The following is a 25,222-nucleotide window of genomic DNA, read 5'->3' as shown; positions in this document are numbered from 1 at the left end:
CAAATCCTGTTAGATTTAACAATGTGAAACCCTATGTAATTGATTGATTTTAAACTTGTTTTCTTTTTGTTTACAGAAAAGCAAATTTACAAAATCCCTTCGACGGAATTACCCGCATCAGGTTCAATGGGTATAATCTCAGCCCGTTATATTAAGGCACCCCTTTTTGTGATTGTACTGCAAAGGTAGATAGGAAATGTAATAATTACAAGACTTTGGACTTGAAGACTTTAGAAACAAGATACAAGACGCAAGAATTTTCTTAAAACTAATGACTTTAGATTACCAAAAATATAAAACTTAAAACTCAAAGCTCACTGCTCATAGCTTACGTCAAATTTGACTTTAGATTACCCAAAATATAAAAACTCAAAGCTCATAACTTACCGCTCACAGCTAAAAAAAAGCTGTAAGCTCAAAGCTCGTCGCTCATAGCTTACAGCTTATAGCTTATAGCTCAACTCTTATCTTGGTACTTCAATTTTCTGGAGAATTTGCTGAATTACATCTTCGGTACTTGAGCCTTCCATTTCTTTTTCGGGTGTCAAGATAATTCTGTGGCGAAGTACAGAAGGAGCTAATTCTTGTATGTCTTCGGGTTTTACAAAATCTCTTCCTCGGATGGCTGCCAATGCTTTTGAGGCATTTAACAGAGCCACCGAAGCACGAGGCGAAGCCCCTAAATACAAAAATTTTGAATGACGTGTTTCATGAATAATCTTGGCGATGTACTCCAATACTTTTATATCTACAATTACTTTTCTGACAATTTCACGAAGGCTTGTTAATTGAACAGGCGATAAAATGGGCGAAATCAAATCAACAGGTTTGTTGGCTTCGATACTCGAACGACTGTGATTGCCTTGTAAAATTTCTACTTCTTCTTGATAAGAAGGGTATTTTATCACGATTTTGAAAAGAAAACGATCCAACTGAGCTTCGGGCAAACGATACGTTCCTTCTTGTTCGATTGGGTTTTGCGTTGCAATTACCAAAAATGGAAATGACATCGGATAAGTAATGCCCGAATTGGTAATCTGGCGTTCTTCCATTACTTCAAACAAAGCGGCTTGCGTTTTGGCTGGCGAGCGGTTGATTTCGTCAATTAAAATAATATTTGAAAAAATAGGGCCTTGTTTGAAGTCAAAATCAGAAGTTTTAGGATTGTAAATGGCAGTGCCTAATACGTCCGAAGGCATCATATCGGGCGTAAATTGAATACGACTAAAATCCGTAGAAATCGTTTTGGCTAATAATTTTGCCGTTAATGTTTTGGCTACACCCGGCACACCTTCCAAGAGTACGTGACCATCCGCAAAAATGGCGGTAAGTAATAAATCTATCGTATTTTGTTGACCAATAATAATTTTGCCAATTTCAGCTCTGATATTGGCTACGGCTTCTTGTAATTCGCTAAGGTCAATTCTTGATTCAAAATCCATATTACAATTGTGGTAAATAATAATGAGTTAGTGATTTCTTAGGTATTTTTATAAAAATCTTCTACGTACTGGTTCAGCTTAATCAATTGGTTTTCTGTCACTTCTTCGCTTTTACTCAGTGTTTCGGCATAAGCAAACATTTCATTAATTTTTGATAATCCAATGCCTGATTTTAGACTTAATTCTTCTTTGAAAGCTTGGTCGATAACCGTAGTTTTTAGGAAAAATTTATTCCGAATATATGCTAATAAATAAAGGATTTTCTTATCAGCAATGGCTTTATGGTCTTTATGATTGAAGTACAAAGCCCCAATCGTTTCTACAAATTCCAAAGAAGTATTTTTGGGTGTTTCAATTACGGGAATTATTCTTTGTACTCTTTTGCCTTCAAAAATCAAGTATAAAAGTAAACTAAGCAAAGTAATAAAATAAGCCCATTTCAAGGCTGGCTGACTGACAATGTATCTAAAAGGTGAATTTGCATAATACTGTAATTCCTTTTGCGACTCTTTAGACTTCGAGATACTTCTGGGTTTATCATCAAGTGTAAAAATAGTTACATATTCATCCCAAAAAACGGGTTTTTCGGGCAAGTACGAAAGAGCCGTAAAAGCATAATCAGCATTGTTTTTTAATAAATAATAATTGCTAAAAGCTTGAGGCACGGCATGAAGGAAAAAATACCCTTTTCCGAACGGAATTTTGATAAAATTCGGAACACCAGCATTGTTTACTCCCAATACTTCGCCTTTGGACTGTTTGAAAGTTTTTTCTGTCAAAGAATCAAAAACAAAATAGGTATTCACGGCAAACTTATGATAAGTATAACCCTTTTTTGTCTTTAATGCTGGATTAGTAAAATTGATACTCAGGCTATCTTTCGTTGTTTGTTCGTAAGAATAATCAACGGCAAAATGGAGGGTATCTTCAAGGTCGTAAAATTCTTCTGAGGAAATAAAGGCATTGTTTCCCTTAGCGACATAAGCCAGCAAGCGATTGAGGCTCAGGCTATCTTTTCTGAAATACTGATAGATATAAATATAGTTACTTTCCGCAGGCAAATTTGCGGAGGCATTAGTCCGAAGAAAAGGTACTTTCTGGTCTGAAATTTTCTGATTTCTGAATACCCGTGGCAAGAGTTTATACAAAACCTCTGAACCATTCGGGATTTTATCCTTATTAGAATAAGTTGCCGTCCAGTCGAGAGGTTTGTCTTTATAGATTTGCACCAACACAAAACCTGCAATTGTACAAAAAAGAATCAGAAGGTAGATTCGATGCTGTTTCATACTTACTCTTCAGTTCCGTCGTCGGTGACAGTTTCCAGTTTAATGATTTTATCGTTTTGAAGCGAAATTTCCAGAAATGAATCACTCGTACCAAATTGAACGCTGACGGTGGTAATCCAATCTTCTACCGAATTATCAATGTCACGTAATTTATAAGAGTTCGGGAAGCGTTTTTTTACTTTTGCCATACTGTCGCCTACTTTCAAATCACCGAGGTTTTCAATTTTATAGCGGTCTGTATTCAATTCAAAACCCGAAACGGTTTCATCCATAATCAAAAAGACATCTTTCCCATAATAATACACTTCTAATTGATTAGATAAATTAGCGTCGGGCGTTTCTTCTTTTTCGACAGAATCGGGCGAGCCTAATTTTTCTAAAATTGTGCCGTAATTGCTTCCCAATTTTACACCAGAAACTACCATTGAATGATAGTTGAGCGTGTCATATTCATCTATTTCATGCTTGATGTGATGTTTTTGCTGAGGTTTGAAGGAAGAAAAAGCAATCACAAATAACAGGGATAATAAACTGAGTGTACTGAATAGTTTCATATTGATTTTTACGATTTAGAAAATTCGTAATTAAATGATTTGATTACTAAAGATTAAGAATTCTTCTCGAACTTGTAAAAAGGCTTGCTCATCTATCGGGAAATCGCCATACCAAATATACTCAAACTGACGAGTAACTCGCTCAAAAGTCTTTTTAAGCTGTGAATCTTGTATTTCGTAAACGTAAGATTGGTTCGTTTTATTGATTTGCCAGTCAATCAATCCATTATCACTCAATTCTTTTAGGGTTTTCAAATAATGAAGCCGCACAGCGAGGCGATAATCTTTTTGTTGAATGGCTTCGGTAATGGCTTCGGTAAAATTGATTTGATGTATGTTTTCAACGAGTGTTTCATAAGGAATGTTTGTACTTGCCTGCTTGCTGAAAAAGCTTTCAATATCAACGCCCATTAATTTTAAGGTCACGAATACTATTACCGCCGCCACAAAACAATAGGCAAATATTTTCCAAAAAGTAGGATTCCCAACGCCAGAAAATGCTTCGCTAAACCACTTTGCGAAGGCTCTTAACTGACGTTCCCACCAAGTTTCGATATGATTATTCTGAACGGTTTCGTACTGATAATCTATTGATTTTTGGAATGCCACAATCTCACTTTTATTGGGTTTTCGTACTTGTATCGCAGTTGTGTCTTGTGCTACCAACGAAAAGCCTCTTATTACCACTAACAACAGAACCCAATAAAAAATGCGAAATGAACTATGTTTAAAACGATTCTTCATCATCATTTTGTGGTCTGTTTTTTTGACCAATGGCTGAAATTTGTGATTTCAATGAATTTCCTTCTTTGCCTTCTACTAAACTAAAATACTGAAAAGTAATAGCTAAGTAAGTTAATGAAGAAACGACAATTCTGCCTAAAGCCGATAAAACGGTAGTTGCAATTACAGAAATGGTTTGACCAATTTCAAAATCATATTTAAGTCCAACGGCATTTACTGCTGTAAGTATGATTTCTGGAAACGAAAAAACCAAAGAAATAAAATAATTGATGACCATAAAAATTATTAACACACTGAAAGTCTGCCACCATTTTTTTTGAATCAAATAATTGGCTCTACCGAAAGCTTGCCAAATACCCGTGTATTCAAAAGTGACGATAGGCGTATTCAGTAAGAAAATAATACCCAAATAAACCGTTGTAAAACAAGCCAAAATAATTGTGAGTGATATTGCTAAATTTACGGCAACATTCGAGCCTGTACTTACCAGAAAGAAAATGAATCCACCAAAAACAGACAGTATGCCAAAAAATACAATCGAAATACTTAGAAAACTTAGTAAAGTAGTGATAAAAAGGCTCTTTACTCGTTCCCAAATCTGGGCGATGCTTATTTTTTTTGAGTCATCGCTTTCTTGATACTCAATAATAAAAGCATAAACAATGGTCACTACCATCACCGTGGCTAAAAAACTAAATACTGAGGCCGCCAAGTATTCATAAGAAAAAATAAAGGCAGTTCTTTTACCCAGTAATTCTCCAAAAACTTCGGCAGGAGTATCCTCGGTGGTAGGCGTTGTATTATTGATAACGGATAAAGCCTTTATTTGTAAAAGCCCTGCAAAAATACCGCTCAGTAATATCAAAGGCCCAGCCAAATAAAGCAATGAGAAAAGAAGTGCTTTGAAATTTTCGCCAACAAATTGAAACGTAATATTGATAATATCGCTGAAATCACGTTCTTTTTGAAAGTTTATTTTAATCGAATTACGCATTTTTAGTTCGGTTTAATTGAATAGGATAAACTACAAAGTACCAAATAATAAAGATTGCCGACGGAATAATAATCAACAAGCTTGGTAATACAGACAGATGCTTTCGAGTAAGAAAACTTTCGATAAAACCTGCCGTAATGAACAATGGCACTAAGCCAATGATAATTTTCAAGCCTTGTTTAGCTCCTTTTTTAAATGAAACTAATCGAGTATAAGTTTTCGGAAAGATAAGACTATTGCCCATTACCATTCCTGCACAGCCTGCAATGATGATAGATGAAATTTCGAGTGTTCCATGTAGCCATACGGTTAGGAGGGAAGTCTCAAGAAATCCGTGTTGATAACAAAAGTATTGAAAAACACCTACCATGATACCGTTATAAATCAAAAAATATCCAGTACCTATCGAGAAAAAAATACCCATTACAAAAGTGATAAACGAAACACGAATGTTGTTGATGGTAATCATAAAAAACATTTTGATTTCATCTTCGCTACCATAAACAGCCAGTGGGTCGCCTTTACGGATATTTTCTAAAGTCATTTCTACATAACCATCGCCCAAAATTAAGCGAGCGAAAGTATCATCATAAGCCACCGACACTGCCCCAACTAAAGCAGCTATCGTGAACATTAGAAAAGAATATAATAATTGCGGTTGAGACTGATAAAACAAAAAAGGCAATTCGTATTTCCAGAAGGTAAAAAAACGATTTACTTTTTCTCTTTTATTAGCATAAATCTTAGCAAAAAACTTCGCAGTTAAGCCATTGAGGTATTGAGTAGTAGGGGATTCTGGATAAAAAGTTCGGGCATAAGAAAGGTCGTCGGTAAGTTCTACATAGCGTTCAGATAGAATATCAGGATTTACCTTTAGTCCATCCTGTTCGTATTCTTTCCATTTTTCGAGGTTTTGCTTTTTAAATGAGGCTTCCCGCATTGATTATCAATTGGTATGTTTAATTTAGATTTGTTTAGATTACTTCTCTCTACTAACTTTCGGAAAGTTACAAAACTTTCTGAAAGTTGCCATACACAAGGCATTTTAGTGAAGAAAACTTTTCAAGTCTTGTCGATTTTTCATCTATAAATTGGTTGTTCAATGAGTACCATTCAAATTCAGACTACTCAAAACGTTGCTTTAAACTTTACACCTGCCAGTGTTGGCGACAGAATGTTGGCCCATCTTATCGACTGGCTTGTTTTCATTGCTTGGGCTATCATTTTTGCCATTATTGCTTCGGGCGTTGGCTCGGCTATGGAACAGAGTAGAGTCGGGATGATTATTTTCTTTACTTGCCTATTTCTTCCTTTGTTGTGTTATGACTTACTCTTCGAGGTTTTTATGAACGGACAAAGTATCGGAAAAAGAGTTATGAAAATCAGAGTAATTGCTTTAGATGGTACTCCGCCAACTTTAGGAGCTTACTTAATGCGTTGGCTTTTTCGCTTGGCAGATACCGTTATTTTTGGTTCGGTAGTGGCTTTAGTGGCTACCGCCGTAAATGGAAAAGGGCAACGAATTGGTGATATTGCCGCAGGAACTACGGTTGTTAAGCTCAAGCAACAAGTACATTTAGCAGACCTCCAGCAAACGATTGAAGACGATTATCAAGTACATTTTCCAGAAGTAAGTTTACTTTCTGATAAAGACATCGTAACGATTCAGGCGGTATTACAGAAAAAACAAAACGAAGAATTATTACAAGAGGCGGCTCAAAAAGTAAAAGAAGTAATCAATGTTTCTTCTGATTTAGACGACTTTTCTTTTCTTGAACAAATTGTAAAAGACTATACTTTTATCATGACTACTGAGGAGTAGCTTTTATCCATCTTTCACTTCGGATAAAGGCTGCTTTGGCTAAAAAAATCTTTCGATAACTCAGCGGACTGTGTCCAGTAACTAATTTGAATTGTTTATTGAAATGTGAAATATTGCCAAAACCACTTTCAAAACACACTTCTGTTACTTGTTTTTCGGTATTTGCCAATAAATTACAAGCGTGTTTGATTCGATACTCGGTTACTAAATCTAAGAAAGTCTTGTGTGTTACTTTTTTGAAGTACCTACAAAAAGCCGTTTCGGTCATGTTGGCAAAGTGTGCGGCAGTTTCCAGATGCAGTTCTTGTGTATAATTTTCAATAACATAAGCATATACTTTGGTTATTCTGTCTAAATCACTCGGATTCAAAGCGTACTGCTGTGGTTCGCTGTCTATCACCTGAAAATCCGTAGAAATAGCAATGGTATTCAGCAAATCCAGCAAACCCAACATTCTTTGAAAAGGAGGCATATTCGTCAAAAAGCCCATTTCTTTAGCAATTCTATCACGAGTTTTTCCTTTGATTTGTAAACCCGACTTTGCTTTGTCTAAAAGTAAACGAATCGGTTCGGTTTCTGGATTGGCAAAAAAGGCTTCTCCCCAAAAATCTTCTTTAAATTGTATCGTTACAGCTTTTGAAGAACCTTCTTCGCCCAAACCATTATTTTTCCAGCAATGAGGTAAATTAGGCCCTAATAATACCAAATCGCCCGCCTGAAAATCCATCATACTACTTCCTACAAACCTTTTTCCTTCGCTTTTGGCGATATACGTTAGTTCGTAAGCTGAATGAAAATGATACGGGGCATCAAAATAACTATCATTCAACTGTTTAAAAGCAATTGAACTACTTTTTTCATTCACAGATGGTTCATGGGAAAGCTTCATTGATGATTATAATTTTATCAAATGGATTGAAAACCAAAGTTTTAAGGTAAAAATGCACATATTTTACTAAAAAACCATAAAATTCAATCATTTTGATAAAGGTTTAATGCTTCGGACAGCCACAATCTTTCTTTCTGAATAATCCCCAAAGAAATCCTTTTTTCTTTCTTCGTCTGGTTTTATACGTTGCTTCGGTATTAGTAGCTTTTATACTTGTTTCAGAAAACGATATGCTTGAAGCCTCTGCTTCTACTTGTAAACAAGAAAGTAATACGCTGAACACAATTAGTTTTTTCATAAAGATTGATATTTTTTAGAAGAATAAATTTACAAATTTATCTGTACTGGTTGTTGCTCTTATGGATAATTAGTCTTCTGAAAACGAAAAAGCCATGTCAATCAATATGTTGACATGGCTTTTTCAAGATTTTCTATCAAAAGAATTTCATAGAAGTCGTATTTCAATTACTTCAATTTTTCTTTCAAGTACGTAATTGCTAAAGAATAGGCTTCTTCTGAGGCTTCTCTATCAAACTTTGGATTTGATGGGTTAGCAAAAGCGTGTTCAGCATCAAAAGATTTTACTTTTACTGTTTTACCAGCCGTTGCCATATCTTTTTCAAATTGTTCTACAACTGCTTTTGAAATCCATTGTTCTCTTCCAGCAAAAAGTCCTAAAACATCACATTTAAGTGTTTTTAGTTTTTCTACATCTTTTTCTGGCATTCCGTAATACATTACACAACCAACAGCTTGTTTACCTTCTAAAATAGCTGATTGAAGCGATAAACCACCGCCAAAACACCAACCTACTGAAGCAATTTTAGCTTTTGGTCCTACATAAGCCAACGCACCTTTGATGATTGCCTGCAAACGTTTTGGGTCAGCTCCCGACATCAAAGCTCCTGCTTCTTTAGGGTCAGTAGCTACTTTGCCGTCGTACATATCAATCGCTATTACGTTTACGTCTTTCAAATCGCCATAAAATACTTCTGCTTGTTTTTTAATATAATCATTCAATCCCCACCATTCTTGATACACAAATAAATACTTGTTCGATGCTTTTACTGATTTAATTAAATAAGCGTTAGCCGTTTTGTCGTCAGGGGTTTTAAACTCAATCATTGTTCCACCTACCGTACTTACGTGTGTGTAAGGGAGTGGAGAAAGGTGAGCAGCCTGAAATTCTTTTGTAGATGCCATCAACTGCATGTCATCTTTCTTCAATGAACAACAACTTTGAGAAAAACCAAAGTACGAAAGTGTTGTTAAAGCCAAAGTAAAAAATAGTTTTTTCATTGAAATAGATACCTCCAATCCCCGTTGGAGTATTTGTTTTTGGGTTGAAAAGTTCATTACTGCGGGGATTCACAATGAACTGATACGGTATTCATGTCACTACACGTATCTAACGCAAGATAAGTTGATAAGGTTTGAGCTTACAATTTTATTTCTACAAACAATATCAAAGTATCGACACAAAGGCAAAGCCAGCTGACATAAAAAAAGGGCAACTTTCGTTACCCCTTTTTCTTTGTACTTACAAAGTCTTAGTTTGTTTTCAATAATTCTACTTCAAAAATCAAAGTAGCTCCACCCGGAATGTCTCTGCCTGCACCACGCTCGCCATAAGCTAAATGATGAGGTAAATAGAATTTATATTTACTTCCAGTCGGCATCAATTGTAAACCTTCTGTCCAGCCTGTGATTACTTGGTTCAATCCAAAACTAATTGGTTCATTACGCAAAACGCTACTGTCGAATACTTTTCCGTCGATAGTTGTTCCGTGGTAATGCGTTAATACTTTACTTCTTGGGCCACTTGGTTTTGGACCATCACCTTGTACCAACACTTCGTATTGTAAACCACTTGGTGTTTCAATTACTTCTGGTCTTTTTTTATTTTCTGCTAAAAATGCTTCTCCTCTGGCAATTTCGTTCGCTAAAATTTCACGAAGTTGTGTAATGCGTGATTCTGAAAAACTCATTTGATTGATTGTTTTAATGTAAATGATGCTTGGCTAAAGCCTTTATCTTATTTGTCTGAAACGTTTTTTAAATCTTATTTGGTTCAATTTAATCAACAGTACTTTCCAAATTATCAACACGCCAATTTTTTTATTGAATTTCTACAAACTCAAACTTTTCTATACCGACAAAACTAAGGTTGACTCCTTACGTTTTTGAAGTTTTGTGTAAAACGCATCATTGTCTTTTTTACTTTAATCAATTCGTTTTCAATAAATTGATTAAAGTAAATTTTCTCTAACTGATTGTCTTTTAAAGCTTTGGATAAAAGTTGAATTTTTATATTTTTACAAGAAATATTCTTTGCCTTTTTGAAAACAACATGAAAAAACGCCTACACATATTTCCACAAAAAATTAACGCTGATTCGGCTTGGCTTTTGGCATACACTTTTACACAAGTTTGCCTAAATGCGATGATTATCAAGTATCTCACCAGTACTTTTTCTACCCAAGAGTACGGTATCGTTAGTCTTTTTAATGCTTCACTACAATTCTTTTCGATGATATTTTTTGCTTCGTTTACCCAAACTACCAGTACTTTCGCTTTTCGTTTTCAAAGTTTCAATCGTATTTTTTTATACTTAAATTCTCAATTTTTCAGGGTTTATGGCTTGGTCGTAGTGGCAGTTTTTGTCTTTATTTTTGGGTCAATTTATCTTCAACAATTTCAATACTTATTCCTAAGCCTTTGGCTAATTCCGATTGCCATACTTGAATCGCAGCATGAATTTTATAAAACTCGCTTGCATTTACTCCAACAACGAAAACAAATCGCCATTGCCGTTACACTTTACTTTGGTATTCGCCTCGCCTTGCTAATTTTCTTTGTGCATTTTTCAAAAAGCCTGCACGCTGTTTGGGGAGCTTGGGCGATAAGTACTTTGTTGAGTCTTTTTTATCTAAAATACAATTTCAAGCAAGCAATCCTTCCCGAAAATAATGTGCAAGAAAACCCTGCTTGGACGGAAATTAATAGTTTTTCTCGTTGGCTGATGCTCGTAAATACTTTTGCTTGGGTGCAAGTTTGGCTCGACCGCTGGTTACTGAATGGCTTTCTGAGTACTTCTGAAACGGGTTTGTACAGTTCTTATTCTCAGCTTGCAATTCATCCATTTAGCATTGTTTCGGGTTTATTGATGGCGAAATTTAGTCCTTTTTTATACAAAAATGTTGCAGACAAATCTCAAAGACCTGAATTTATCAAAAATGTAAAATCTTTATTTTCAATCTATTTACTTATCTGTTCCGTTGAAATTTTCTTTATTTTTTTATTACAAGATTTTCTACTGGAATTACTCTTGGGCAAAGCTTTTTTGGAACAAAAAGAGCTTTTTATCTGGCTTTGTTTTGCTTGGATGATTTTTCAATTAGGGCATTTACTCGGTTTTTTATTGAATGTTTTAGGACAAGCCAAAGCTTTATTTGTACCGAATCTTATTACAGCATTGGTTTCAGTTGTTGCCAATATTTTACTGATTCCCAAATTCGGCATTTCTGGAATCGTCATGGCTTTTATTTTGACTGGTTTTTCCAAAAACCTAACTCTTTTATCATCGCTGTACTTTTTTAGAAAAACTTTTTGGTGATTAGTATTTTAAAAATCTAATTATCAATTACTTACGAACAAAAAGAAACATCTCTTAAATTATATATCAATCTGAATATTCTATAAAAATTGAAAATCTAATCACCAATCACCATCTACTAATAACTAATATGTGGGATAATCTGCTGATTTCTTTGCTCATCGACCTGTCGGTTTTCTTGCTATGTACTTCGCTTTTGTGTCGTTATGGCAAGTTGTCGGCTTATCATCCTGCTACGATTTATTTGGTTTTTCATTTTCTGATTTTTACGCTTAGACTTTTTGCCATTAATAATGGAGCAGCTCTTTTCTTGAGTAATAGCACTTATTTTCTGGGTACGCAAAACCATGAAATTAGTCGTGCTGCTTTCTGGGCAGATATGGGTTTTCTGGCAATGACGACAGCTTGGCTCTTGGAAGCACAGAAAAATGAGGACGATTTTATCCAAACAGAACAAAGTATTTTGATTGATGGGAAAGTACTGAATATAATTCTTTTTGTGACGATTCCTTTGGGCATTTGGGGCATTTTTTCTCAGCAATATATTCCGATGCTTGGTAAATCCGAACACGATTTTGGCGATTGGGAACGCTCTTCGTATTTGTCGAATACCCAAAATTTTGTGGTGCTGAGTATGATGGCTTTGATTTTTAAAAATGGTTTCAAGAAAATTTACTTGGCAATTGTCGTGATTTTTCTCCTGATTTTGGCTTTGCAGGGCTATCATCGTTATCGAGTAATTGTTCCGCTGATTTTTTTAGGTTCGTTGTATTTGTATCGCAATCAACAAAAGTGGATGCCCAAACGCTATTGGCTTATCGGGATTTTTTGTTTTTTACTTTTTTTGCCTTTGAAGTACATCGGGAAATTGGTGCAAGAAGGAGCGACGCTGGAAGATTTTTCAGATTTTTTCACGGAATACCAAGAAGTAAGTGGCGATGGGAGTAATGCAGATTTGGCTTTTTTGGATATGTATGCGGTGTCTATGACGCTTGTGGATGAAGCGGGTTCGTATTATTATGGCAAAACATTTTTTCCAATTTTAGTTTCGCCGATTCCAAGAAATTTCTGGACTGAAAAACCTTCGTTGATGCAGTGGACGCTGGATATTTCTGTGCCAGAACGTGACATTAGTAAACTGGGAGCAGTTTGTTCAATTTATGGCGAAGCTTATGCCAATTTTGGTTACTTAGGAATTATGCTGATTCCTTTTCTTTTTGCTCGGTTTACGGCTCGCTGTTATTTCAAAGTACTACGCAGTCCGCCCGATTCAGCTTTTGTTTTTTTGTACTTTTTATTGATTTCTGTTTTAGTGCAGGTTTATCGAGATGGCTTGGTTTCTGTCTTTACTTTTATCGTGATTTATAATATTCCGTGTTTTTTAATTTGGCTTTTTAGTGTTTTGAAAGGGAAAGTATTCTATGAAAAAAACGAAAATTATCTTTTGGATGAACATTCCGAGTTTTCATCAAAATGATTTTTTGAATGACATCTCTATTGATTTTGAATTATTCGTAGTTTTTGCTCATAAAATAAATGTTGAAAGAGTACAGCAAGGTTGGAATTTTAACGAAAATTCCATGAATTTTTCTTACTGTTATCTTTCGGAAAAAAGTATTTTCCAAATCTTTCAATTCATTTGTCAACACAAAAATGCTTTGCATATTTTCGGTGGAATTTGGGCAGAAAAGTACTTTTTTATGGCTTTGCTCTTGCTAAAATGGTTGAAAGCGAATTATTTGATTTATTCCGAAGCTCCGATTCCGAATAAGAAGCGAAGTGTTTTAAAACGATTTTTTATACAAAATGGCTTCAACTTTATCGCTCGAAAACTCCTTCAAGATGCTAAAGGATGCTTGGCTGTGGGAAAAAGTGGGGAAGATTTCTTTAAAAATTTGGGCGTTGATGAAAATCGAATTTTACCTTTTGGCTATTTTAGAAATTTAAGTCTTGGTCAAAAGCAAAAAATCCACAAGAATACGATTGAATTGATTTTCGTCGGGCAACTGATTGAACGCAAAGGAATCACTTTGTTGATTGATGCAATTTTTGCTTTGAAACAGCATTTTGATAATTTTTCATTAACAATTATTGGTTCTGGGCGACTTGAAGCTACAATTCTTGAGCAAATTCAACACTATCAACTTGAAAGTTATGTAAAATTACTCGGGACAATTCCTGCTGATGAAGTACCAAAATTCATTCAACAAGCCGATTTACTGATTCTTCCTTCTGATTTTGATGGTTGGGGAATGGTTGTTAATGAAGCTATTTTATGCCAAACGCCTGTTTTGGTTTCGGATGCTTGCGGTGCTACTTCCCTGATAAAAAACTATCAAAATGGCTTTATTTTTCAAGCTGGAAATCTTCATTCTTTGCTTAGTCAGTTGCAGCATTTTATGAATTTATCAGAAAAAGCAAAAACTGAAATAGTTAAAAAATTAAGCAAAACAGCCGAAAAAATTAGTACAAAATCAATTTCAAGCTATTTTGGTCAATGTATTGATTTTTACTTAAATCCTCATCTACAAAAACCCAAACCTACTTGGCTATGATTTTAGGCATTGACTTAACGAATATCAAAAAAGGTGGTGGACTTACGCACATCAGCGAATTACTCAAAGTCGCACAACCTCAGCGTTATGGTTTTGAGCAAGTAATTGTTTGGGGAAATGTCGAAACCTTAGCTTTACTTCCCAATTTCGATTGGTTGAAAACGGCTATTTTTCCACAAACACAACAGCCATTTTTGCATTTTTTTCAAAGAATGTTCTTTTTCCCGAATATCGCTCGAAAGCATTGTGATTTACTTTTTTCACCCGGTGGAAGTTTTTTTAGTACAAAAATGGCTTACGTTTCGATGTCACAAAATATGTTGGTTTTCGAGAAAAAAGAACGTGACCGCTTTCGTTTTCACTTCAATTGGTTTCGTTATTTGTTTTTATCAGCTTTACAAACGCTGTCATTTCAGCAGGCGAAGGGAATTATTTTTATTTCTGAGTATGCCAAACACTATATTGGTCAACGTTTGAGAAAAGACTTTTCAGATTTTCCCGTCATTTATCATGGCGTTGCGGATAGATTTTTGCAAAAACCTAAATTACTTAACCCAAAAGCTACAATTCGACTTTTATACATTTCTACAATTTCACTTTACAAACATCAATGGAATGTGGTGGAAGCTGTGGTAAAACTTAGAGAAGATGGTTTTTTAGTGAATCTTGACTTGATTGGCGATTTTTATCCGCCTGCTTGGCAAAAATTGAAACGTTTTTTGGCAAAATTCCCAGCTTCAAAAGATTTTGTCAGGGTTCACGGAGCAGTCAATTTTGAGGAAATCGCTACTTATTACCAACAAGCAGACATTTTTGTATTTGCTTCTACTTGTGAAAATATGCCGAATATTCTTGTTGAAGCCATGCGAGCAGGTTTGTCGATTGCTTCTTCTGATTATGGGCCAATGCCCGAAATTTTGGGCGATGCAGCTTTTTACTTTGACCCTTTAGAGGTTAATTCTATTTATGAAAGCTTGAAAATGATGCTTACTTCTCCCGAAAAATGTTTTGAAAAAGCAGAAAAAGCCTTTGTAAATTCTCAGCAATATTCTTGGCAACGCTGTGCGGATGAAACTTTTACTTTTCTTCAAAAAATGGCAAAAGTATAGAAAATTGAAATTTGCCTTGCCTGTTCTGAAAAATGATTGAACTTTGTATTGGATTTAAAGATTCTTAAAACCTCATCCCGTGCGACGGTCGCCCCAACCCATTCTCCTTCAGAGAAGGGGAGCAAATCTTGAGTTTAAAAGTCCCCTCTCTGAAGGAGAGGGGGTTGGGGCGACCGTCGCACGGGTGAGGTTTTGAGCGAAATTTTGATTTTTCAATCCTTCAAATTTTGACATTTAAACAAAAACAAAGCTCAACGCTTCCAAAAATATCATTATGATAAAAATCTTGAACATCGTCGGGGCAAGACCGAATTTTATGAAAGTAGCACCTTTGCACCGTGCTTTTGAACAACGTCCAGAAATTGAATCAAAAATTGTACATACTGGTCAGCATTTTGATGCAAAAATGAGCGATGTCTTTTTTGAGCAATTGCAAATGCCCAAACCACATTACTTTTTAGGTGTTGGCGGTGGTTCGCATACGGAAGTGACGGCGAAGACGATGCTTGAATTTGAGAAAGTTTTGTTGGAAGAAAAACCTGATTTGGTATTGGTAGTTGGCGACGTAAACGCAACTTTGGCTTGTACTTTGGTGGCGATAAAATCGCATATTCCTGTGGCTCACGTAGAAGCAGGCTTACGAAGTGGCGACCGTGCGATGCCAGAAGAATTAAACAGAATTTTAACAGACAGCGTTGCAGAGTACTTATTTATTACCGAACAGTCGGGCGTGGATAACCTGAAACATGAAGGCGTACCAGACGAAAAAGTGTTTTTTGTGGGTAATGTGATGATTGATTCTTTGGTGCATTATTTAGAAAAAGCTCGTGAAACCAGCGTTTTAGAAGATTTTGGCTTACAAAAAGATGAGTACGCCGTCGTGACGATGCACCGTCCTGCCAATGTGGATACGCCAGAAGGTTTGGAAGCAATTTTGAACATCATTGCCGACACTACTCGCTATAAAAAAGTTGTGTTGCCAATCCACCCACGCACGGCGAATAACTTTAAGAAGTTTGGTTTATCTGAAAAATTAGAAGCGATTGAAGGTTTGATTTTGACTGAACCGCAAGGCTATTTAGAATTTTTGCAATTGATGCAAAATGCGTCGATTATCATTACTGATTCGGGAGGAATTCAAGAAGAAACTACTTTCTTGCAAATTCCTTGCTTGACTTTCAGAGATTCTACGGAAAGACCTATTACGGTTGAAATTGGTACAAATCAGTTATTGGCTGACTTAAATCCTGTGACGGTTCATGAAAAATTATTAGAAATTTTAGCAGGAAAAACAAAAAAAGGACAAATTCCACCCCTTTGGGACGGACATACTTCTGAACGAATTGCGGATATTTTGATTGAAAAGTTAGATAAATAGGTTTGGATGTTGGATTTCGGGTTTCAGTCGTCGGCTTTCGGTAAAAAGGGGCGGGTAAAAAAGTGAATTGTGACCACATAAACTGTCTTTTATAATATCCTTTATACAGAATGTAATCAGTAGCGGTAATCCTTGCGGTTACCGTTTTTTTTATGTGAGATAAACGGTAAGCTTTTGGTTCGCCGAGAATAATTACTTTTTACTTGGCATTTGCTGTTATCTCTTTTTATATGAGCTAAACGGTAACCGTAAAGGTTACCGCTACCGAATTTCTATATTGCATTAATTAGATTCTTAAATATGTTCTAATTACTAAAATGTATAAGGTTTATTAATTTAATGTATCGTCATTTCACATAATTTATTTATTTTTAATTAAATAAATCACTCATTCACAATTCATTAACTCACCATTAACAATTCCTGCATCCATGAAACAAATCATCCAGCATCTACAAACTGGAGAGACTACTTTGGTTGAAACTCCAGTTCCGCAAGTCCGTAAAGGTTGTGTACTCATCAAAACTCATCGTTCTTTAGTCTCGCTGGGAACAGAGAAAATGTTAGTCCAATTCGGGAAATCAAATCTTCTTTCAAAAGCCCAACAACAACCCGAAAAAGTAAAGCAGGTTTTAGCAAAAATTAAAACGGATGGTTTCAAACCAACTTTTGATGCCGTCAGACGAAAATTGAATGAACCCATTCCTTTGGGCTATTGCAATGTGGGCGAGGTAATTGCCATTGGAGCGGAAGTAAGCGAATTTAAAATTGGCGATAGAGTCGTTTCCAATGGAAATCATGCAGAAGTAGTCTGTGTACCTAAAAATTTGGTCGCCTTAATTCCAGACGAAGTTTCTGATGAGGAAGCCACTTTTACCGTCGTTGGGGCGATTGCTTTGCAAAGTATTCGTTTAGTCAACCCAACTTTTGGAGAAACCGTTGTAGTAATTGGCTTAGGTTTAATCGGTCAACTAACGGTAGAATTATTATTAGCCAATGGTTGTGAGGTTATTGCCTTTGACTTTGAACAAAGTAAAGTCGATTTAGCCATTTCAAAAGGCATAAAAGCTTTCCAAGTAAGGGAAAAAGACGATAGTTTGCAGATTGCTAAAACCCTAACAAAACAAATTGGCGTAGATGCCGTAATCATTACAGCCTCCACAAAATCTAATGAAGTTATTGCCCAAGCTGCCCAAATGAGCCGAAAAAGAGGAAGGATTGTATTGGTGGGAGTAATTGGTTTGGATATTCAGCGAGCAGATTTTTATGAAAAAGAATTGAATTTTCAAGTTTCGTGTTCGTATGGAGCTGGTCGCTATGAGACAAATTATGAGCAAAATGGACAAGATTACCCGATTGGCTTTGTGCGTTGGACAGCAAAACGCAATTTTGAAGCTATTTTAAATGCCATTGCCAAGAAAAAACTACAAGTAGATTCCTTGATTACGCAAAAAGTAGCTTTTGAAAATTTTCAAGAAATTTATTCCAATATGGGTAAAAGCAATGCAATTGCGTCAATTTTGGAGTATTCTGAAAAGAGTTTTTCACTTCAAGACACTATTCAGTTTCAGAATAATACTTTTGAAAAAAGTAATGATATTTTAGCCATTATTGGGGCTGGTAATTTTACAAAAAGTACTGTATTACCCAATTTAAAAAAACTAAAGGCGAAAATTAAGTACATTTCTTCTTCCAATGGTTTATCGGCAAGCATTGTTACCCAACAATTTGGCATTACGAAAGCTACAAGTAACAATGAAATTATTTTTAATGACCCTGAAATATCAGCAGTTATTATCACCACACAACATAATACCCATGCAAAGCTTTGTATTGAGGCTTTGAAAGCAGGGAAACACGTTTTTGTAGAAAAGCCTTTGGCATTGACTCAAGAAGAAATTGACGAAATCATTGAAGTATATCAGCAATCTGGCAAAACATTGACTGTTGGTTTTAATCGAAGGTTTTCACCTTTTATGCAAGATGCTAAAAAGCAATTGGGCAGCAATAATCTACCGATGAATGTAATTGCTACCATGAATGCTGGTTTTATTCCAAGTTCGCATTGGACACAAGATATGAGCATTGGCGGTGGAAGAATTATTGGAGAGGCTTGTCATTTAATTGATTTAATCACCTTTCTAACAGGTAGTTTGGTAGAAAGTGTGGTGATGAATGCCATGGAACAGTCGCCCAGTTTGAATACTGATAATGCTACTATTTTATTGAAATATCAAAATGGTTCGACAGGCGTAATCAATTACTTTTCAAATGGACATAAAAGTTATTCAAAAGAACGTATAGAGATTTATTCACAAGGACGAACGATTATTGTGGATAATTTCAGGAAATCAACTTACTATGGTTTTAAAAATTCTGGCTTTTCACAAAGCCAAGACAAAGGACATTTTCAGCAGTTTAAACTTTGGCTGGAAAGGCTACAAAATGGGGGAGAGGCAATCATTCTATTTGAAGAGATTATTAATACTTCCAAGGCGAGTTTAGCCTCGATTCTTTCGCTAAATATAGAAAAAAAAATAAAAATTTAATGCTTTCATAGCTCTTTTTCAACACTTTATGACCGTTTACTAAATGTACAATTAAAAGAATAAATATAATTTATATTATATCAATTTATTTTATACATTTACAATTAGTCATTAATACTTAAAAAAATAAGCCATGAAACGAAAAAATACTCTATCTTCTTTCCTTTTCTGTGTGTTTTTGCTTAGTTGTACAGGGGTAACATTTGGGCAAGATTCAACTTCGGTTAAAACGTCCAAAATGAAATCATCACATAAATTAGGTCTTGCTTTAAACTTGGGGACAACCCCAGGCGTTACGCTTGCTTATGCTCTTAGTCCTCAATTGGCTATTAGATTAGGTTACAGTTATTTTAAATATAACCCTAATACAACATTAAAAGCTTCTGGCGAAGATGTTCAATTGGGTGGTGATATTAATATGTCAATACTGGGGCTTTCTGCAGAGTTCTTTCCCTTCAAGAAAAGTAGTTTTAAAATATTTGGGGGAGCATCATACATCGACAAAGGTAATTTATCAGTTGTTGTAACTCCAAAAGGAACCTATACTTTTGGCAACACTACTTTTACCCCAGATGAAATTGGAAATGTTAAATTTTCAGTGGACTACGGGCAAAAAATAGCACCCTTTGCTGGAATTGGTTTCGGACGAACTATTCCAAAAAGTAGAATCGGATTTGGTTTTGAAGTGGGTACTTATTATACCCAAGCTCCAGTTGTTACTTTGACAGGTGAAAAAAGATTGAGTAGCATGAGTGAGCAACAATCTAAAGTACAGGAAAATATGAAAGATTGGCAGTATTGGCCAATAATGAATTTAAGACTGTCATTTAGATTAGACTAAGTAAATTATTATCAACATATAATTCTTTAGAACATGAAAACTAAACTCATATCTATCTTTCGTCCTATACTATTTTTAGTATTAGGACTCTCATTGGTACTTGCTTGTCAAAAAATAAACCCTTTAGATGATGTTGATTTGACTGTGAATACCGATATTTATCAAGCTCCGATATTAATTAATTTTCTTGATGCAAACGTTAATGCAACCATATTGCCTGAAAATATTTCAGTGTCTATTTCTGGTCCCGGTAAAAATTTAATTTTTGATGATTTAGGAGGTAAGAATTATACCGTTGCGGGGAATGTCCTTTCTTTAGTCTTAGACAAAGATGCAAAGCCAACAGAAACAAATCCTATTAAATTTACGGTTTCTGTAACTGCTCCAGGGTTCGTTTCTACGAGCCAAACAATTACTATATCAGATCCTACACAGACTCTTGAATTTACAGTTCCTTTGACAAAAGTAGCAGCAACACCAGAAGGTACTGCAGCTAAAAAGGAAACTCTTTCACTAACAACCGGACAAACATTAACAGTTCCTGCAACGACTAATAAAGCTGAAGTAGCCACTGTTACTATTGCACCAGGTACACAAGTAAAAGATGAATCAGGCAATGTGATTCCTTCAAATACTGTTAATACACAAATTGTTCAATATGGTACTGGCAGTGAAGAATCGTTAAACAGTTTCCCTGGAAGTTTCACACCAGAAAATGTTACTTTGCAATCAGGTGTATCTACTCCAGGAACATTTGTTTCCGCAGGTTTTGTTGCGATTGATATGGATGCGGGAGGAAAAAAAGTTAAGAGTTTCACAAAACCAATTGATGTAAATGTAGGCATTAACTCTGAATTAGTTAATCCTGAAACTGACCAAAAAGTAAAAGAGGGGGATAAGATTCCTACTTGGAGTTTTGAAAGCTCTACGGGTGAATGGAAAGAGGAAGGCATAGCGACAGTTGTAAAAGGGAGTGATGGTAAATTAACAGCAACATTTAAGGCATCACACTTATCTTACTGGAACATTGACTGGTTTTATTATCTTCCAAGATGCAGACGAACCTTTATCTTAAAAGTTACTTCAAATCTACTTACAAATGTAGTTTCTCGGAATTATTATGCCAAAGTTTATTGGGCTCCTGCAAATTCTAATAACTTCCGATACGTTTATCAAACTTACGGTTTTAATGCTAAAAATGGCGATTTGAATGAGTACACAGGCTTGTTTACTCCAAATGGCTCTCGTGTCCAAATTGATGTATATTCACGTAGCAATAATGCTAAAATTGGAACAACAGGTATATTTAATCCTTGTGCAAACAGTCAAATTCCAATTACGATTACCGCCCCAACACCACCAACTCCTATTTTAGTAGATGTTGATTTTACTGCAAAATGTCAAAATAAGAACGTTAATATTAAACCGTCTGCTTGGGTAGGTCTATACGATCCAAGTGGTAGTACATATTATGGGCGTTATATATATGGATACATGAGAAGTGGAAAAGCTACAATTGTTGTTTATGAAGGTAGAGAATATACTTTTGGTGCATATTATGGTGGCAAATACTACTCAGGAAAAGTAACATTTAATAAAACAGGTTCAAAAATCGTTACTTCTACTGGAACAGGTATTACTGGAACTACATCATATAACGCATCTACTGGCAGAGTTCAAGTGGTTGCAAGTTATACAACTAATGATTGCAAGTAAACTTTATTTACTTGAACAGTGTTTTTAGAGTAAAGGGCGGTCAAAATTAATTTTGACCGCCCTTTACTCTAAAAACCAACCCTCCCTTCGTCTCCTCAAAGTACAACTGCACAGTATTTTCTAAACCCCAATAAAAGGCGTCGCAAATCAAGGCATGACCGATGATTACTTCTATTTTAAAACTAATCCATTTCAAAAGATATAATCAATAATGTATCCTTTCCAAAATAGAGATAAGAGTCACTCAATAACATAATGAGTATACTTCTTTACAAAAAATATCAATGATTTTTATAAAGAAATATCGTAAATCAGTCCTTAATAGTCTTAATATTTCGATTTAAGAAAAGCAGAATGATAAATTAATCATAGAAATAAATTTATAATAGTTGATACTATTGAATCTGTATAATATATTTCAACAATAAATAAAGCCAAAAAAATATTTTAAAAATTATATTTTTTACCGTATAATAAATTTTCACTCTTAAATTATACTTCATACATTAAAATTGGCAAGATATTCAATAAATTTATATAAACGTATTAAAAGAGCCAATCTATGAAACAAAAGACTTTTACCCGATTTTTTTTTCTTTGTACTTGTTTGATCTGCTACTTTGGGGTAACTCTAACTCTTGGTCAAGATACAACATCAGTTGTTAATAGCATTAATCCTAAATCATCTCGCAAATTTGGGCTTGGAGTTAACTTAGGAACAACCCCTGGAGTTACTCTTGCTTATGGTCTGAGTCCTCAATTGGCTATTAGATTAGGTTACAGCTATTTTAAATATAGTCCTAATACAACATTAAAAGCTTCTGGCGAAGATGTAAAACTGAGTGGAGACATTAATATGTCTATCCTAGGGCTTTCTGTTGAGTACTTACCTTTCAAAAAAAGTAGCTTTAAGGTTTTTGGAGGAGTATCCTACATTGACAAAGGAGACTTATCTGTAATTTTAACGCCAACAGGCACTTACACTTTTGGTAGTACCGTTTTTTCTCCAGATGAAATTGGAAATGTCAGTTTTAAAGTAGATTATGGAAAATCTATTGCCCCATTTGCTGGAATAGGTTTTGGTCGAGCAATTCCTAAAAGTAGAGTTGGTTTTGGTTTTGAAGTTGGCACATATTATACTCAATCTCCTGTAGTTAATTTAACAGGTGAAAAAAGATTAAGTAGCATGAGCGAACAGCAAGCTAAAGTGCAAGAAAATATGAAGGATTGGCAATATTGGCCAATCCTAAATCTAAGAGTAGTATTTAGGTTAAATTAAACTCTATAATTATTTCTCAAACTTTATTATTTAAAAAACATGAAAGCAAAACTTTTATCTCTCCTACGTCCGGTACTATGTGTTTGTATAGGACTATCTCTGGTCTTTGCTTGTTCAAAAATCAACCCAATAGATGGTGTTGAATTGACGGTAAGTACAGATATTTACAAATCTCCGGTATTAATTCAGTTTGTTGATGGTAGTTCACAATCCACAAAAATACCATCTGGATTGACTGTTAAAATTAGCGGTCCAGGTAAAGATTTAGTACTCGATGACCTTGGAGGCAAAGATTTTAACGTAAGTGATGATATACTTACGTTAGTTTTAGATAAAACAGCAAATCCTACTGAAGACAAACCCGTAGTTTTCACGATTTCTGTATCTGGCAACAATTATCTCTCAACAAGTAAAACAATTACTATTATTGACGAAACGCCTCAGAAATATATTGTCCCATTAGTTAGTATAACAACTCCCCCTTCAGGTGTGACTACTATATCCCAAAACATTCCATTATCCGGAGGAACGATACAAGCACCAGTTGGTAATGGAAAAGCTGAAGCAGCAACCATAACAATTGCCTCAGGAACTCAAGTAAAAGATGCCTCAGGAAATGTAATCAATACAACAAGCGTTAGTACTCAAGTCGTTCACTTTGGGTCAGCACAATTAGAATCTCTTCTTTCCTTTCCAGGTGGATTTACACCACAAAATGTGAATATAAATGGTACAAATACAGCAGGTTCATTCGTCACAGCAGGTTTTGTAGCTATTGATATGCAGGCTGGCGGAAAAGAAGTAAAAAGTTTCACGAAGCCCATTGAAGTGAAAGTTGGCATTAGTGATGATTTTACTAATCCTGACACGAATGAAAAACTCAAAGAGGGAGATACAATTCCGACATGGAGTTATGAAAACTCAACAGGTGAATGGACAAGAGAAGGAGAAGCAAAAGTCACAAAAGATGCTTCTGGTAAATTAATTGCTACTTTTACAGCAAGTCACTTATCTTATTGGAATTTAGATTATTTCTATGAATTAGGCCCAAAATGTGGGAAATATTATACATTTGTTAAAACATCTTCTAATGTAACATCATACCAAAGTGGTTATCATGGATACTTATATGCTGGTGGGCAAATATTGAATGGCGGCGAGTTTGATGTGACCAACGGAGCAATTACTTATATTAGAAACCCTCGTCGTACCAGTATGCAAGTAAAGGTGTTCGATATGAGTAAATCTCCCGCTCCAGTAGTTGGTCAGACTTCTGTTTTTAATCCTTGTACTGTCGAAACTGTTCCCATCACGTTAAACTTACCAGCTCCGCCTACTCCAATAACTGTCGATGTAGATTTTACAGCTAAGTGTACTAATAAACAAGTAAACATTAAGCCCTCAGCGTGGGTAACATTATTAGACCCGACCGCAGCTTGGTATAGTAGATATACTGGTGTTTATATGTACAATGGCAAGGCGACTGTCACTGTTAAAGAAGGTAAAGAGTACGTCGTCTCTGCATGGGTCGCAGGTAAATACTATTCGGGAAGAGCAACTTTTGGCAAAACATCTTCTACGCTTGTTACCTCAGGAGGCACTGGTTTGACAGGAACAACAAACTATAATACATCAACCAAGAGAGTTAAATTAGTTGCAACTTATGTAACTAATAGCTGTAAGTGATAAAACTTAAATAACATCATAAAACAAGTCGTAGGTATTTAAGAATTACTTCTACAATACCTACGACTTCATATTCTTCTTTTTGCCTAATGAAATGTGCATAACTTACAATTATGCTACTAAGTAATGTATTGAATCTTCTCAAAGGATTACTTAGTAATATTGAGGGATATAGATTTTTCAACCCCTATTCTATATTTTTGCGGCTATTGATATTTCATTTGGTGCACCCGTTGTACCTGAAATCATTAATATCAATGTTGATATTTCTGGAAAATGTGCCAATAAAAATGCTAAAATTTTACCTACGGGCTGGTTTTATATTTATGACCAAACCAATGCAATGGCTGGAAAATATGGCTGGACTTTTATTTACCTTGTAAACGGTAGAATCATTTATAGTTATGGCTCTAAAGTAACACTTGTTAATGGTGCTATTAACTTACAAATGTGGAATGGACATCAATACATTCTTTACTCTTGGATTGGAAATAAATGGTACTCGTCTGGAGTATTTACTATGAGTAAGAATAACTTTACTTTACCAGCAGGTACGGGTATAACGGGTAGTGCGGTGTATGTTGCAGCTACCAATTCACTGAATATAACAGGAACATTTACGCCAAATTGTAAATAAGTAGGCTTCCCTTAAATGTTGTAAATATTTAATTATCAATATATTATAAATAAAACAACCCCGAAAAAGTGTCAATACTGGCAATTTTCGGGGTTTTTCTGTATTTTGTTTCTGCTAGAAAA

The 25,222-nt window shown here is 35.2% G+C and carries 22 protein-coding genes and 1 riboswitch; of the genes, 12 read left to right on the top strand and 10 right to left on the bottom strand.

Annotated features, from left to right (window positions below; all coding sequences use genetic code 11):
• Positions 1–77: 77 nt before the first annotated feature.
• Positions 78–174: riboswitch (TPP riboswitch) on the bottom strand.
• A gap of 290 nt (positions 175–464) precedes the next feature.
• From VB248_RS13190 to VB248_RS13165, 6 genes are read right to left on the bottom strand one after another with little or no spacing between them, the layout of a single operon-like run.
• On the bottom strand, positions 465–1,442 hold the full coding sequence (locus VB248_RS13190) for an AAA family ATPase (RefSeq protein ID WP_323297258.1): 978 nt from the start codon (positions 1,440–1,442) through the stop codon (positions 465–467).
• A 38-nt stretch (positions 1,443–1,480) separates the two neighbouring features.
• Entirely contained in the window at positions 1,481–2,731 is a 1,251-nt protein-coding gene (locus VB248_RS13185) for a DUF4350 domain-containing protein (protein ID WP_323297257.1), read from the bottom strand.
• A gap of 2 nt (positions 2,732–2,733) precedes the next feature.
• On the bottom strand, positions 2,734–3,285 hold the full coding sequence (locus tag VB248_RS13180; RefSeq protein WP_323297256.1) for a hypothetical protein: 552 nt from the start codon (positions 3,283–3,285) through the stop codon (positions 2,734–2,736).
• A gap of 30 nt (positions 3,286–3,315) precedes the next feature.
• Entirely contained in the window at positions 3,316–4,035 is a 720-nt protein-coding gene (locus VB248_RS13175; protein ID WP_323297255.1) for a DUF4129 domain-containing protein, read from the bottom strand.
• Entirely contained in the window at positions 4,013–5,023 is a 1,011-nt protein-coding gene (locus VB248_RS13170) for a hypothetical protein (protein WP_323297254.1), read from the bottom strand. Before VB248_RS13170 ends, VB248_RS13175 begins: the two co-directional genes overlap by 23 nt.
• Positions 5,016–5,963: a stage II sporulation protein M gene (locus VB248_RS13165; RefSeq protein ID WP_323297253.1), complete on the bottom strand. Its 948-nt coding sequence runs from the start codon at positions 5,961–5,963 to the stop codon at positions 5,016–5,018. Before VB248_RS13165 ends, VB248_RS13170 begins: the two co-directional genes overlap by 8 nt.
• 162 nt (positions 5,964–6,125) lie before the next feature.
• Here VB248_RS13165 and VB248_RS13160 point away from each other — a divergent pair, with 162 nt between their 5' ends.
• Positions 6,126–6,845, top strand: a complete 720-nt coding sequence (locus tag VB248_RS13160) for an RDD family protein (protein WP_323297252.1) — start codon at positions 6,126–6,128, stop codon at positions 6,843–6,845.
• On the opposite strand, the gene VB248_RS13155 is transcribed toward VB248_RS13160, so the two are convergent.
• From VB248_RS13155 to VB248_RS13140, 4 genes are all read right to left on the bottom strand, one after another.
• Positions 6,832–7,734, bottom strand: a complete 903-nt coding sequence (locus tag VB248_RS13155) for an AraC family transcriptional regulator (RefSeq protein WP_323297251.1) — start codon at positions 7,732–7,734, stop codon at positions 6,832–6,834. The genes VB248_RS13160 and VB248_RS13155 overlap by 14 nt on opposite strands.
• Positions 7,735–7,837: 103 nt before the next feature.
• The gene (locus tag VB248_RS13150; RefSeq protein ID WP_323297250.1) at positions 7,838–8,032 is read right to left on the bottom strand and encodes a hypothetical protein; all 195 of its coding nucleotides are present in this window, start codon (positions 8,030–8,032) and stop codon (positions 7,838–7,840) included.
• Between the two features lie 167 nt (positions 8,033–8,199).
• Positions 8,200–9,033, bottom strand: coding sequence for a dienelactone hydrolase family protein (locus VB248_RS13145; RefSeq protein WP_323297249.1), 834 nt, complete (start codon positions 9,031–9,033; stop codon positions 8,200–8,202).
• A gap of 251 nt (positions 9,034–9,284) precedes the next feature.
• The gene (locus VB248_RS13140; RefSeq protein WP_323297248.1) at positions 9,285–9,722 is read right to left on the bottom strand and encodes an FKBP-type peptidyl-prolyl cis-trans isomerase; all 438 of its coding nucleotides are present in this window, start codon (positions 9,720–9,722) and stop codon (positions 9,285–9,287) included.
• Positions 9,723–10,084: 362 nt separating this feature from the next.
• Between VB248_RS13140 and VB248_RS13135 the strand changes: the two genes are divergently transcribed.
• The 11 genes from VB248_RS13135 to VB248_RS13085 all read left to right on the top strand — a co-directional run bounded on the left by VB248_RS13135 (position 10,085) and on the right by VB248_RS13085 (position 25,100).
• Positions 10,085–11,350, top strand: coding sequence for a lipopolysaccharide biosynthesis protein (locus VB248_RS13135; RefSeq protein WP_323297247.1), 1,266 nt, complete (start codon positions 10,085–10,087; stop codon positions 11,348–11,350).
• A 130-nt stretch (positions 11,351–11,480) separates the two neighbouring features.
• Positions 11,481–12,827, top strand: a complete 1,347-nt coding sequence (locus VB248_RS13130; protein WP_323297246.1) for an O-antigen polymerase — start codon at positions 11,481–11,483, stop codon at positions 12,825–12,827.
• Positions 12,772–13,905: a glycosyltransferase family 4 protein gene (locus VB248_RS13125; RefSeq protein ID WP_323297245.1), complete on the top strand. Its 1,134-nt coding sequence runs from the start codon at positions 12,772–12,774 to the stop codon at positions 13,903–13,905. Before VB248_RS13130 ends, VB248_RS13125 begins: the two co-directional genes overlap by 56 nt.
• Entirely contained in the window at positions 13,902–15,014 is a 1,113-nt protein-coding gene (locus VB248_RS13120; RefSeq protein WP_323297244.1) for a glycosyltransferase family 4 protein, read from the top strand. The genes VB248_RS13125 and VB248_RS13120 overlap by 4 nt, the downstream gene beginning before the upstream one ends.
• Before the next feature lie 274 nt (positions 15,015–15,288).
• Positions 15,289–16,392 carry a non-hydrolyzing UDP-N-acetylglucosamine 2-epimerase gene (gene wecB / locus VB248_RS13115; RefSeq protein ID WP_323297243.1) on the top strand — a complete coding sequence of 368 codons (1,104 nt, stop codon included), beginning with the start codon at positions 15,289–15,291 and terminating at the stop codon, positions 16,390–16,392.
• A 431-nt stretch (positions 16,393–16,823) separates the two neighbouring features.
• Positions 16,824–18,941 (top strand): bi-domain-containing oxidoreductase, encoded by a 2,118-nt coding sequence (locus VB248_RS13110; protein ID WP_323297242.1) that lies wholly within the window; start codon positions 16,824–16,826, stop codon positions 18,939–18,941.
• 238 nt (positions 18,942–19,179) lie between these two features.
• Entirely contained in the window at positions 19,180–19,782 is a 603-nt protein-coding gene (locus VB248_RS13105) for a hypothetical protein (RefSeq protein ID WP_323297241.1), read from the top strand.
• A 33-nt stretch (positions 19,783–19,815) separates the two neighbouring features.
• On the top strand, positions 19,816–21,498 hold the full coding sequence (locus VB248_RS13100; RefSeq protein WP_323297240.1) for an astroprincin family protein: 1,683 nt from the start codon (positions 19,816–19,818) through the stop codon (positions 21,496–21,498).
• Between the two features lie 562 nt (positions 21,499–22,060).
• The gene (locus VB248_RS13095) at positions 22,061–22,777 is read left to right on the top strand and encodes a hypothetical protein (protein WP_323297239.1); all 717 of its coding nucleotides are present in this window, start codon (positions 22,061–22,063) and stop codon (positions 22,775–22,777) included.
• Positions 22,778–23,266: 489 nt separating this feature from the next.
• Entirely contained in the window at positions 23,267–24,463 is a 1,197-nt protein-coding gene (locus VB248_RS13090) for an astroprincin family protein (protein ID WP_323297238.1), read from the top strand.
• A 343-nt stretch (positions 24,464–24,806) separates the two neighbouring features.
• Entirely contained in the window at positions 24,807–25,100 is a 294-nt protein-coding gene (locus VB248_RS13085) for a hypothetical protein (RefSeq protein WP_323297237.1), read from the top strand.
• Positions 25,101–25,222: the final 122 nt, after the last annotated feature.

This window comes from Arcicella rigui (assembly GCF_034929435.1).
Taxonomy (GTDB): domain Bacteria; phylum Bacteroidota; class Bacteroidia; order Cytophagales; family Spirosomataceae; genus Arcicella; species Arcicella rigui.
The sequence above is the reverse complement of the archived record's forward strand: the minus strand, read 5'-3'. Positions and strand labels throughout refer to the sequence as shown.